Origin of the sequence: Providencia sp. PROV209, from assembly GCF_028479485.1 — a bacterium.
GTDB lineage: Bacteria > Pseudomonadota > Gammaproteobacteria > Enterobacterales > Enterobacteriaceae > Providencia > Providencia alcalifaciens.
Window position 1 is genome coordinate 161483 of the sequence record NZ_JAMPNR010000016.1, and the last position, 11830, is coordinate 173312.

The following is an 11830-nucleotide window of genomic DNA, read 5'->3' on the forward strand; positions in this document are numbered from 1 at the left end:
GTAATCGGATGCATCAACAACACAACCAAAACAAGAGTATGGGAGTAACCAAAATCATGAGCAAATTACTGAATAAGACCTTTGTTGCTTTAAGCGTTGCTGCTGGGTTAATGGCAGGGACGATGGCGACAAGTTATGCTGCAGTTGTTCCTGCTGGCGTGGAGCTAGCCGATAAACAAGTTATCGTACGTAATAATGGCTCCGAGCCACAATCCCTTGACCCGCACAAAATTGAAGGGGTGCCTGAATCCCATTTAGCAAGGGACCTATTGGAAGGGATTACGATTGTTGGACCTGAAGGGGAAACATTACCTGGCTCCGCGATTAGCTGGGAAAATAAAGATTTCAAAGAGTGGACCTTTAAAATTCGCGATGGCGCTAAATGGTCAAATGGTGACCCTGTCACGGCTGAGGATTTTGTTTATAGCTGGCGCCGACTCGCAGATCCAGACACCGCGTCTCCTTACGCTAGCTATCTGCAATATGCCCACGTACAGAATGTGGATGATGTTATTGCCGGCAAGAAAAAACCAGAAGAATTAGGCGTTAAAGCGTTAGATGATAAAACGTTGGTGCTAACATTAAGCGAAGCCGTACCGTATATTCCTAAATTACTTTCTCACCCATCAATGTCGCCAGTGAATAAAAAAGTCGTTGAAAAATTTGGGGCTAAATGGACTCAACCGGGTAATTTTGTGGGTAACGGTGCCTATAAATTGAAAGATTGGACCGTTAACGAACGTATTGTTTTAGAGCGTAGTCCAACCTATTGGGATAATGCACATACAGTCATTGACCAAGTCACCTTCTTACCAATTTCATCGGAAGTTACGGACGTAAACCGTTATCGTAGCGGCGAAATTGATATGACGTATACCAATTTACCTATCGAACAATTTAAAAACATTCAACAAACAATGCAGAAGGATTTACGTGTAAGTCCATATTTATGTACTTACTATTACGAAATTAATAATGAGAAACCGCCATTTAATGATCCTCGCGTTAGAGAAGCATTAAAACTGTCAATGGACAGAGATACTATCGCTAATAAAATCAAGGGAATGGGTGATATTCCTGCCTATGGTTTTACACCACCATTTACCAATGGTATGAAAGCTGAAAAACCAGATTGGTACACTAACATGACGCAAGAACAGCGTAATGAAAAGGCGAAACAGTTGCTTGAAGAGGCGGGTTATAATAAGTCAAACCCATTGAAATTTAACTTGTTATATAACACATCAGATTTACATAAACGTATTGCTATTGCCGCATCATCCATGTGGAAGAAAAATATTGGTGCAGAGGTTAAACTCGAAAACCAAGAGTGGAAAACTTTCTTAGATAGCCGTCACCAAGGTGCTTATGATGTCGCACGTGCAGGTTGGTGTGCAGACTATAACGAACCGTCATCCTTCTTAAATATGCTGCTTTCTTACAGCAGTAATAACACCGTACATTATAAAAACAAAGATTTTGATGCCGCGATGAAAAAGACGCTTCAAGTAAAAACAGATGACGAGCGTGCTGATTTATACAAACAAGCAGAACAGATTGTTGACAAAGATTCTGCGATAGTCCCTCTCTACTATTATGTTAACACCCGATTAGTGAAACCGTATGTGGGTGGATATACGGGTAAAGATCCATTAGATAACTTACATACTAAAGATCTGTATATCATCAAACACTAATTACAACAGGCTGGCTCCGCGTGAGCCAGCCATTAGCCTAAATGGCAACAGAAGTAGGAAAGGGCAATGTTTAAATTTATTTTACGTCGTTTGCTTGAAGCAATTCCGACTTTATTTATTCTCATTACCATCTCATTTTTCATGATGCGACTCGCGCCAGGAAGTCCGTTTACGGGTGAGCGAAAATTGCCTCCTGAAGTTATGGCGAATATTGAGGCGAAATATCACCTGAATGATCCCATGTATAAGCAATACTTCAATTATTTAATCCAACTTTCACAAGGGGATTTCGGTCCTTCCTTTAAGTACAAAGACTACAGTGTGAATGAGCTAGTCGCGAAAGCCTTTCCTGTATCTGCAAAACTCGGTGCAACGGCGTTTGTGGTTGCGGTGTTATTTGGTATTACAGCGGGGGTCATTGCGGCTTTAAATCAAAATACTAAATGGGACTTTACAGTCATGGGATTCGCCATGACGGGGGTTGTCATCCCAAGCTTCGTTGTGGCACCTCTTTTGGTGCTGATTTTTGCCATTCATTTGAAATGGCTCCCCGGTGGGGGTTGGGATGGCGGTAATGTGACACATATGATATTGCCAATGGTGGCGCTCTCTTTGGCATATATTGCCAGTATTTCACGTATTACTCGTGGTTCGATGATTGAAATCATGCATTCAAACTTTATTCGTACTGCGCGCGCAAAAGGGTTACCACTGCGTACCATTATTTTCCGCCATGCCTTAAAACCGGCGTTGTTGCCTGTGCTTTCTTATATGGGACCGGCTTTTGTCGGGATAATCACAGGTTCAATGGTCATTGAAACCATTTTCGGTTTACCTGGTATTGGCCAGCTATTTGTGAATGGGGCTTTAAATCGTGATTACTCGTTGGTGCTCAGCTTGACTATTTTAGTTGGGGTTTTAACCATTGCCTTTAATGCCATTGTCGATGTGTTATACGCTGTCATCGACCCGAAAATTCGTTACTAAGCCGGAGAAACACTATGTTATTAAACAACAAAAATAGTGAAGCTCTGGAAAATTTTTCTGAGCAACTGGATATTGAAGGGCGCAGCCTCTGGCAAGATGCAAGACGGCGTTTTATGCATAACCGTGCGGCGATTGTCAGCTTATGTGTCCTATTTTGTATCACCTTGTTTGTGATTTTTGCCCCTATGTTATCGCCATTTCTGTATGACGATACGGATTGGGAGATGATGTCCACAGCACCCGATTGGGCTACGGGGCATTATTTCGGAACGGATGCTTCAGGTCGTGATTTACTTGTACGTGTGGCAATTGGTGGACGAATTTCATTGATGGTCGGCGTTGCAGCGGCATTGGTGGCGGTTGTCGTGGGAACATTGTATGGGTCGTTAGCGGGTTATGTGGGTGGTAAAGTCGACTCCATCATGATGCGCTTATTGGAAATTTTAAACTCCTTCCCATTTATGTTCTTCGTTATTTTGTTGGTCACCTTATTTGGTACCAATATCCTGCTGATTTTCGTCGCAATTGGTATGGTGTCATGGCTGGATATGGCGCGTATCGTGCGTGGGCAAACATTAGGGTTAAAACGCAAAGAGTTTATTGAAGCGGCGTTAGTCTGCGGTGTTAGCACGCGCCACATTATCCTGCGTCATATCGTACCGAACGTACTGGGTGTAGTCGTGGTTTACGCATCATTATTAGTCCCAAGTATGATCCTGTTTGAGTCATTCTTAAGCTTCCTTGGCTTAGGAACGCAAGAGCCACTCAGTAGCTGGGGAGCTTTACTCAGTGATGGCGCTAACTCTATGGAAGTCACGCCGTGGTTACTGTTGATCCCCGCTGGATTCTTAGTTATCACGCTGTTTTGTTTTAACTTTATCGGCGATGGCTTACGTGATGCCCTCGACCCGAAAGATCGCTAAGGGGCTTATTATGGAAAACTCAACACGCAGAAGCCCTTTATTATCGGTGCATGATTTGAACGTCACATTCGCAACCCAAGATGGGAATGTGACAGCGGTTAACAAACTCAACTTTGAATTGAGTGCGGGAGAAACGCTGGGTATTGTGGGTGAATCTGGTTCAGGTAAATCGCAGACAGCGTTCGCACTCATGGGGTTACTGGCAAAAAATGGTCGAGTGGGTGGCTCAGCCATGTTTAATGGTCGTGAGATTTTAAATCTCAAGGAAAAAGAGCTTAATCGCATGCGTGCGGAAGAGATTTCAATGATCTTCCAAGACCCAATGACATCGCTTAATCCTTATTTGAAGATTGGTACTCAGCTTTCTGAAGTCTTAATGTTACATAAGGGACTGAGTAAAAAAGGGGCATTTGAAGAGTCAGTTCGTATGCTCGATGCCGTAAAAATGCCTGAAGCGCGTAAACGTATGAATATGTATCCACATGAATTTTCAGGTGGTATGCGCCAGCGCGTGATGATTGCGATGGCACTTTTGTGCCAGCCAAAACTGCTCATTGCTGATGAGCCAACCACTGCATTGGATGTAACTGTACAAGCGCAAATCATGACATTACTGAATGAGCTAAAACAGGAATTTGATACGGCGATCATTTTAATCACTCACGATTTGGGTGTTGTCGCGGGTGTGTGTGATAAGGTTTTGGTGATGTACGCAGGGCGTACCATGGAATATGGCAGCGCTCGGGATATTTTCTACCAACCCTCCCATCCATATTCACTCGGTTTATTAGCCGCCGTGCCTCGCTTAGACGGTGATGATGATAACTTGGCAACCATTCCGGGCAATCCACCAAATCTTTTACGCTTACCGAAAGGCTGTCCATTCTCACCGCGTTGCCAATATGCGAATCAACACTGTGTAGAGGAAGAGCCTCGATTATCCAGTTTTGCCCAATCTCGTTTGCGTGCCTGCTTTAAGCCTGTGGAGGAATTAGTATGACCAACCAAGAAAATAGGCAGGTGCTGTTGGAAGTGAACGATCTCAAAGTGCATTTTTCTATCAGGGATAAACAACAGTGGTTTTGGCAACCCGATAAAAGCTTAAAGGCCGTCGATGGCGTGACATTACGTTTGTATGAAGGGGAAACCCTTGGTGTTGTTGGCGAATCTGGTTGTGGTAAATCGACTTTCGCTCGTGCTCTGATCGGCTTAGTAAAATCCACTAGCGGCACCGTAACATGGCTTGGGCAAAATTTGCTGACCATGAACGATAAGCAATGGCGCAATGTACGCAGCGATATTCAGATGATATTTCAAGATCCGTTGGCATCCCTTAACCCACGGATGACTATCGGGGATATTATTGCGGAGCCATTAAAAACGTATCATCCTAAGATGTCACAGGCAGAAATCACTGAAAAAGTGAAGAAAATGATGATGCGGGTAGGGTTATTACCAAACCTGATTAACCGTTACCCTCATGAGTTTTCCGGTGGGCAATGTCAGCGAATCGGTATTGCGCGCGCACTGATATTAGAACCTAAACTGGTTATTTGTGATGAGCCCGTATCTGCATTGGATGTGTCAATTCAAGCGCAGGTGGTTAACTTACTGCAAGAACTTCAGCGAGAAATGAAACTCTCATTGATCTTTATCGCTCACGATTTGGCGGTAGTTAAGCATATTTCAGACCGAGTTTTGGTGATGTATTTAGGGCATGCTGTGGAATTGGGGACGTATGACGAGGTGTATAACAACCCACTGCATCCTTATACGCGTGCATTGATGTCAGCGGTACCCGTTCCTGATCCTGATAAGGAAAAAAACAAGCAAATTGAGCTACTTGATGGAGAGTTACCTTCACCGATTAATCCACCGTCGGGCTGTGTATTTAGAACTCGTTGCCCAAGTGCTGATGCAGAATGTGCGAAAACACGTCCATTATTAGAAGGGAGCTTTAAGCATGCGGTATCATGTTTGAAAATTGATCCTCTATAATTGGTGATATCCACGTTTTCAAGGCTCCCTTTAGATGAATAAAGCGGAGCCTTTTTTATGGGGGACAATTTTCAGAGTTTTCAATCATCGTTGTCTCTTAAAATAATGTGTTATATATGATATTAAAATCAATACGATGCAATCTATAGGATATTGACGCTTAATGAACCACCTTTCGCCGCCGTTACAACAATTACAACAAACATGGCAGAACATTAATCAGTGCTATGCGGATGATCAAATTCAACGTATCAAACAAAAACTCCCTCTCGCCCAACAAGTTGATATAGATGAGGCATTGTTTGGTGCAGATAGCCACAATTATCAGCTCAATCCACCCTTAGATATTGAGCGGATAGAGCAGTGGCAGCATCGGATGGCGGTACAATTACCACATGAGTATGTGACATTTATGACTCAGTTAGGTAATGGCGGTGCAGGACCGTATTATGGCATTGAACGCTTTGAGGACAGCGAGAGTCGCTATGATTCAGTTGCGTTGCCTTCGGTACTTAGCCCAACGATGAGCGATGAAGAGTGGCAAACATTGAGCCAAATGGCGGATGATTGCACTGACGAAGAGTACGATTCACGAGAAAGTTTACTTCATCAAGGGCTATTTTATCTGGGAACTTGCGGTTGTACTTATGACATTCTGCTGGTGGTGACGGGCAAACATGCTGGGCGACTGGTTTATACCCACGAATGGTGTGACTCGCCAACACCGTATCAGTTTGCTTATGAAAGTCATTTCTTGGATTGGTATGAACGCTGGCTAGATGAAATTATTCAGCAATATGATACTGGCTGGTTTGGGCATCGGATGGGCGGTGATGAAACGACGTTATTCAACCTATTTCATCATGAAGATAATGAAAAAACGAAACTGGCGGCGCTAGAAGGACTGAAAAAGTTACCGTCATTATCGGAAAAGGGCATTGAGCAACTCACTCGTATATTAGATAACGAAATACTCAACATTTACCATGTGAAGGCACTGGAAGTATTAGCTAAATATTCCGTTGCTGCTTCATCGGACTATTTAGCCCAAACGCTTGAGAGCCAAGATCCTGCGCAAATCAATCGTGGGTTACAACTGATTTATTGGTATCAAAAAGCCGATTTAGCGAAGTTTCAATCGGCTATTTTAGCCAAATTAGCACAGAGCGAGCATGCAGATACGGTGAGTTTTTCGGGGTATATCCTCAAGGAATTACAAGCGGTCAAAGTGGAAGATTTTCAACACTTATTTAGTCATGTGGATGGTCAGATTGCTGTCAGTGCATTAAATGCTGCTTCCCACGATGTCAATTTTAGTCAAAAGGTCGATCACTACTTTGAGTATATGATTGCGGATAAGAGTGAAATTGCATTAACCGCGATCCAAGCTGTGGCGCGTTCACCTGAATTTGCTGATGGGGTGGAACCGTATATTGTGGCGGCGTGGGAAAAATACCCATTAGATAAGAGTGATTATATTCGCAATAATCTGCGTCTCTATATTAAGAAGCATCATTTGCAGTTGGATTTAGCAGAATAAAGTTTAATAAAAGATGAGGGAATATTTCCCCCATCTTTTATTTTTATTGTTTCCATTCAATATGTTGGAAAGGGTGTTTTGGATTTCGACTGATCAGAATTCGTGCAAAAATATCATCAATGTCATCTTCAGGATTTTTAGCCAGCCCAATCACGATTTCGCTCATTTGCGTTAAAGGGAGCCCTTGAGTCGCCAGAATATGCCAATCTTGGCTAAACGGAACAATTTCAGCAGCCCCGCAGTCTTCAAACTGTAATGCGAAAATAACTTGATCCGCAGGCTCCAAATTCTCCATTGCACCTTCAAGGAAAAGGTCATAGGCAATTTCAATGATTTCATCTTCATCGATTAGGTTAATATTTGAATTTTGACTCATGACGTTTTCCTAACGGTCAATACTATATAAATAAGCATCAAACTATAATAGTGGGCTAAAGAAGTAGCATAGGCGCTCAATGACACGATTCCAGAATGGGCGTTGTTCCCATTCTTCAATATCTAAACGTGTGGAGCGAGCCATGTAATCATACTGAACCAGCGTGAGATCGCTACCAAAACTTTTATCGTCAATGACCACGGTAATTTCAAAGTTCAGCCATAAACTGCGCATATCTAAGTTGACTGATCCCACTAAACTTAGCTCGCCATCGACACAGACACTTTTGGTATGCAGTAATCCATCTTCAAACTGGTAGATCTTCACGCCCGCTTCCAATAATTCTGTATAGAAAGAACGACTAGCCCAGCGAACTAAGAAAGAATCATTGTGACGTGGCATGATGATACTGACATCAACTCCGCGCATGGCAGCGGTACAAATCGCATGCAGTAAGTCATCACTTGGCACAAAATACGGCGTTGTCATGATCAACTGTTTACGTGCCGAGAACATGGCGGTCATCAATGATTGCTGTATTAACTCTTCAGGAAAACCGGGACCTGACGCAATCATTTGGGTAGTGTGACCATTATCTTGCTCAAATGGCATGATATTGGTATCGGGCGGAGGAGGTAAAATTCGTTGCCCTGTTTCCATTTCCCAGTCAAAGGCATACACAATCCCTAATGTGGTACTGACAGGACCTTCCATGCGCACTAAAATATCGACCCATTCACCAACGCCTGCATCTTGTTTAAAGTAACGAGGGTCGACCATATTCATACTGCCGGTGTAGGAAATATAGTTATCAATGACCACAATTTTGCGGTGTTGACGTAAGTCCATTCGACGCAGGAAAAAACGCATTAGGTTAACTTTCAGGGATTCGACAAATTGAATGCCAGCAGCCCGCATTTTATCCGGATAATCGCTGCGGAAAAAATGCCAGCTGCCTGCAGAGTCCACCATAATACGGCATTTAACACCACGCTTCGCTGCATTGAGTAATGCTTCAGTGACTTCATCCACTAACCCGCCAGGTTGCCAGATATAAAACACCATTTCGATCGTATGCTGAGCATTGTTGATATCGTTAGCTATCGCACGTAACGAATCTTCGCTGGTGGTCAGTAATTGAATGCGATTACCTTTAACGCCAGCAATGCCTTGGCGCTTTTCACACAGCTGAAATAATGGCTCTGCAACGGGGCTATTATCGGTGGCAAAGATATGCTTGGAGAGACGCAAGTTTTCTAACCAAGTGGCAACCGATGGCCACATTTGATGTGCTTTATCGATGCGACGTCGACCTAAATGAAGCTCACCAAATGCTGCGTAGGCGATGATACCAACCAACGGCAGGATATAAATGATCAGTAACCATGTCATCGCTGAAGTGACGGGGCGACGTGTCACAAGGATACGTATGGTCACCCCTGCAACAATTAACCAATAGAGGAAAAAAAGTAACCAACTCATTAAGGTGTAGACGGTTGCCATAATGGATAACAAGCCTCACTGACAAAGAGAAAAAGAGTCGAAAAAAGAAAATATGTCTTATTAAATATAGACTAAGAATAAACATACCAGAATTTGCTAAAAGTTCTGAATAAAAACTGAGTTAAATAAATAAAAGTGCAATTAATGGTAAGTTCTCTAGAACGGGATCATGATTAAACTGACCATTTTCGTATTTTTGCGGATAACTTCTTCTTGGTTCTCGCAAACAAAGGCATATAATATTTCGTCGTTATGACCATCCACCTGATAAGGATTAAAAAATGAGACGCAGTAGGCAAGAAGTGGGGCGCTGGAGAATGTTAAGACAGGTCGTTCGCCGCCGCCGTTGGTTAGAAAGACACTCTCGCCGTAACATGAAAATTTATGCTATTCGTAAAATGGATATCTATCGACGTCGCCATTCTCTGTTATTTACTCAGTGGATTGAGTAAGGGTATTCACGTTTATACTCACATTTTTCACTTTGTTCGCTAAACCTTATTGAATATGATTGCTATTTGCATTTAAACTATTGCTCATATTCAATAAGTAAACTGGTGTAGGGTAAAAATTGCATATGCGTGGTATCAGACTGTTAGTCATCGTTGCTATCTCATTATTAATTCATGCGGGCCTAGCTATGGCATGGATTTTTAATCAACCGAAATTTCCTCAGCCTGAGGAGCCTATCTCGATAGCGATGCTTTCCTTTGCTGAACCTGCTTCAACTCCGCCTGCAGAAACACAGTCAGAACCTGAGCCTGTGGTAGAGCCTGAACCTATCATTGAACCTGAGCCTGTGGTAGAGCCTGAACCTATCATTGAACCTGAGCCTGTAGTGGAACCTGCAATTGTCTTACCGCAGAAAAAGCCGGTAGTGAAAAAGAAACCTGAACCAAAGAAAGAACCTAAAAAAGAACCGAAAAAAATTCAGGAACCTGTAAAGCCTGTTGAAAAACAGATCGCAATGAATAAAACCCCCGCTACCAACACGGATATCCTATCAAAAGACACCGTAAATACGCGTGGAGCCGAGACCACAGCCAAAAATAATGCGCCAGTATCTAGCCAGTCCTCTGGGAGTCGCGGTCCAAAAGCATTAAGCAAACAAGCGCCAGATTACCCTGATCGTGCTCGTCGCCTTGGAAAAAATGGCTATGTAAAAGTGCGTTATGATATTGATGATGATGGGCGAGTCCAAAATATTGAGTTTGTCGAAGCGTCGCCAAAAGGGTTGTTTGAGCGTGATGTAAAACGCGCGATGAACCGTTGGAAATATGAAAAATTACCTGCAAAAGGTTATACCACCGAGATCTACTTCAAAGTGGATGGAACGGTTAGCCAAGTATAGAAAAGCAAACACACTAAATATGTAAGAGTAAAAATAAAAAAGCGCTTCATATGAAGCGCTTTTTTGATATTCGAATGATTAAGCCTGAGGTTGTGAACTTTCTAATTCAAAGTGTTGTTTGTCTTCAGGTAATGCGCGTGGGGTATTGTCATCATTCACGGCTACATAAGTAAATACAGCATCAGTCGCTTGATAACGCTGACCAACTGGATGGGTTGCCACTTTTTTTACCCACACTTCGATATTGATTGTCACCGAACTTTTTCCGGTTTTTAAACAGCGAGCATAACAGCAAACGACATCACCAACAGCAACGGGTTTTTGAAATTTAATACCATTGACTGCCACTGTGACTACGCGACCAAGAGCAATTTCTTTTGCTAAAATCGCGCCGCCAATATCCATTTGAGACATTAGCCAGCCACCAAAAATATCGCCATTCGCATTGGTATCTGATGGCATTGCCAAAGTACGTAAAACGAGCTCACCGTTAGGTAATTGCATATCAAACTCTTTAGTAAAGGGAATTAAACACTATGATTTTGTTGCTCATTTATAGCAAACAAATATAAGTATAGTAAACCGCTAGAGTACATCCAGTCACAGATAATTGTAACAAATCGCTGTGATAGGCATAAAAAAGCTGCGAAAGTGCGCAGCTTATTTATTTTTATATTATTTTAGAGAAATAAATTACTCTTTTGGCTTCTCTATTTGGGGCTCTTTAGTCATGTGTTTGAAAATATACACGACACTCAGAACCGTAAAAATTAAGGTACTGGCAGTGAGTCCAAACACTTTAAAATTCACCCAAACGTCTTGCGCCATCCAAAATGCGACATAGATATTGATACCGGCACAAGCGATGAAGAAGATTGCCCAAGCGGTGTTCAGTTTCAGCCAATAACTATCAGCTAATTTAATTTCCTGATTACTTCCCAGCATTCTTTGGATAATGGGCTTTTTGGTAAACCATTGGCTAATTAATAATGCTAAAGCGAATAAACCATAAATAATAGTGACTTTCCATTTAATGAAGGCATCACTATGGAAAATTAAGGTTAAAGCCGCAAACGCCATAACAATGACACAAGTAATTTTAGCGACTTTTTCGACTTTCTTATAAATAAGATAAGTTGCCAGTAGAGCGAGGGGTGTTGTCACCATTAAGGCACCACTAGCGTAAAAAATATCGTATCTTTTATAGACAATAAAAAAGATAACCAAAGGAATAAAATCAATAAGTTGTTTCATAACAGTGGATTCGGATCCTTAACGTGAACATAGTCAACTTAAACACAATGACGTAGTTTAACTGATTTTGCGAAGATTGTTAAAAGTTTGCTCTCTTTTACCAAGAATTAGGGCTGTCATCCAACCAGATTTGCACTATTTTACGCTTATTTGACTTAGTTCTAGATAAACTTTAATAGTTCGGATATAAATAGTCTACAC

At 42.2% G+C, this 11830-nt stretch carries 12 protein-coding genes; 8 read left to right on the plus strand and 4 right to left on the minus strand.

The genetic code is table 11. The features are described from left to right. Positions 1–56 precede the first annotated feature (56 nt). From oppA to PR795_RS12865, 6 genes are all read left to right on the plus strand, one after another. Entirely contained in the window at positions 57–1697 is a 1641-nt protein-coding gene (gene oppA, locus PR795_RS12840; protein ID WP_006661680.1) for an oligopeptide ABC transporter substrate-binding protein OppA, read from the plus strand. 66 nt (positions 1698–1763) lie between these two features. Then, positions 1764–2684 carry an oligopeptide ABC transporter permease OppB gene (gene oppB / locus PR795_RS12845; RefSeq protein ID WP_006658738.1) on the plus strand — a complete coding sequence of 307 codons (921 nt, stop codon included), beginning with the start codon at positions 1764–1766 and terminating at the stop codon, positions 2682–2684. 14 nt (positions 2685–2698) lie between these two features. Next, the gene (gene oppC / locus PR795_RS12850; RefSeq protein ID WP_006658736.1) at positions 2699–3607 is read left to right on the plus strand and encodes an oligopeptide ABC transporter permease OppC; all 909 of its coding nucleotides are present in this window, start codon (positions 2699–2701) and stop codon (positions 3605–3607) included. Between the two features lie 10 nt (positions 3608–3617). Then, positions 3618–4607 carry an ABC transporter ATP-binding protein gene (locus PR795_RS12855; RefSeq protein WP_036963771.1) on the plus strand — a complete coding sequence of 330 codons (990 nt, stop codon included), beginning with the start codon at positions 3618–3620 and terminating at the stop codon, positions 4605–4607. Further along, the gene (oppF, locus tag PR795_RS12860) at positions 4604–5605 is read left to right on the plus strand and encodes a murein tripeptide/oligopeptide ABC transporter ATP binding protein OppF (RefSeq protein ID WP_006658733.1); all 1002 of its coding nucleotides are present in this window, start codon (positions 4604–4606) and stop codon (positions 5603–5605) included. The genes PR795_RS12855 and oppF overlap by 4 nt, the downstream gene beginning before the upstream one ends. A 163-nt stretch (positions 5606–5768) precedes the next feature. Further along, positions 5769–7145 carry an SMI1/KNR4 family protein gene (locus PR795_RS12865; RefSeq protein ID WP_181480880.1) on the plus strand — a complete coding sequence of 459 codons (1377 nt, stop codon included), beginning with the start codon at positions 5769–5771 and terminating at the stop codon, positions 7143–7145. A gap of 43 nt (positions 7146–7188) precedes the next feature. Here PR795_RS12865 and PR795_RS12870 read toward each other — a convergent pair whose 3' ends face one another. Beyond that, positions 7189–7521, minus strand: coding sequence for an HI1450 family dsDNA-mimic protein (locus PR795_RS12870; protein ID WP_181480879.1), 333 nt, complete (start codon positions 7519–7521; stop codon positions 7189–7191). Between the two features lie 42 nt (positions 7522–7563). After that, the gene (gene cls, locus PR795_RS12875; RefSeq protein ID WP_006658730.1) at positions 7564–9024 is read right to left on the minus strand and encodes a cardiolipin synthase; all 1461 of its coding nucleotides are present in this window, start codon (positions 9022–9024) and stop codon (positions 7564–7566) included. Positions 9025–9305: 281 nt separating this feature from the next. Between cls and PR795_RS12880 the strand changes: the two genes are divergently transcribed. Both PR795_RS12880 and PR795_RS12885 read left to right on the plus strand, forming a co-directional pair. Next, positions 9306–9476, plus strand: coding sequence for a YciY family protein (locus PR795_RS12880; protein ID WP_155251356.1), 171 nt, complete (start codon positions 9306–9308; stop codon positions 9474–9476). A 125-nt stretch (positions 9477–9601) separates the two neighbouring features. After that, entirely contained in the window at positions 9602–10375 is a 774-nt protein-coding gene (locus PR795_RS12885) for a TonB family protein (protein WP_181480878.1), read from the plus strand. Positions 10376–10453: 78 nt separating this feature from the next. On the opposite strand, the gene yciA is transcribed toward PR795_RS12885, so the two are convergent. Together yciA and PR795_RS12895 are read right to left on the minus strand one after the other, a co-directional pair. After that, complete coding sequence (gene yciA / locus PR795_RS12890; RefSeq protein WP_006658727.1) at positions 10454–10879, minus strand: acyl-CoA thioester hydrolase YciA; 426 nt, start codon at positions 10877–10879, stop codon at positions 10454–10456. A gap of 189 nt (positions 10880–11068) precedes the next feature. Next, complete coding sequence (locus tag PR795_RS12895) at positions 11069–11629, minus strand: septation protein A (protein WP_006661683.1); 561 nt, start codon at positions 11627–11629, stop codon at positions 11069–11071. Between the last annotated feature and the right edge of the window lie 201 nt (positions 11630–11830).

What these genes read in the sequence shown, in the direction of transcription:
- oppA (WP_006661680.1), top strand. Translation starts at nt 57, where the DNA reads ATGAGCAAATTACTGAATAAGACCTTTGTTGCTTTAAGCGTTGCTGCT.
- oppB (WP_006658738.1), top strand. Translation starts at nt 1,764, where the DNA reads ATGTTTAAATTTATTTTACGTCGTTTGCTTGAAGCAATTCCGACTTTA.
- oppC (WP_006658736.1), top strand. Translation starts at nt 2,699, where the DNA reads ATGTTATTAAACAACAAAAATAGTGAAGCTCTGGAAAATTTTTCTGAG.
- PR795_RS12855 (WP_036963771.1), top strand. Translation starts at nt 3,618, where the DNA reads ATGGAAAACTCAACACGCAGAAGCCCTTTATTATCGGTGCATGATTTG.
- oppF (WP_006658733.1), top strand. Translation starts at nt 4,604, where the DNA reads ATGACCAACCAAGAAAATAGGCAGGTGCTGTTGGAAGTGAACGATCTC.
- PR795_RS12865 (WP_181480880.1), top strand. Translation starts at nt 5,769, where the DNA reads ATGAACCACCTTTCGCCGCCGTTACAACAATTACAACAAACATGGCAG.
- PR795_RS12870 (WP_181480879.1), bottom strand. Translation starts at nt 7,521, where the DNA reads ATGAGTCAAAATTCAAATATTAACCTAATCGATGAAGATGAAATCATT.
- cls (WP_006658730.1), bottom strand. Translation starts at nt 9,024, where the DNA reads ATGGCAACCGTCTACACCTTAATGAGTTGGTTACTTTTTTTCCTCTAT.
- PR795_RS12880 (WP_155251356.1), top strand. Translation starts at nt 9,306, where the DNA reads ATGAGACGCAGTAGGCAAGAAGTGGGGCGCTGGAGAATGTTAAGACAG.
- PR795_RS12885 (WP_181480878.1), top strand. Translation starts at nt 9,602, where the DNA reads ATGCGTGGTATCAGACTGTTAGTCATCGTTGCTATCTCATTATTAATT.
- yciA (WP_006658727.1), bottom strand. Translation starts at nt 10,879, where the DNA reads ATGCAATTACCTAACGGTGAGCTCGTTTTACGTACTTTGGCAATGCCA.
- PR795_RS12895 (WP_006661683.1), bottom strand. Translation starts at nt 11,629, where the DNA reads ATGAAACAACTTATTGATTTTATTCCTTTGGTTATCTTTTTTATTGTC.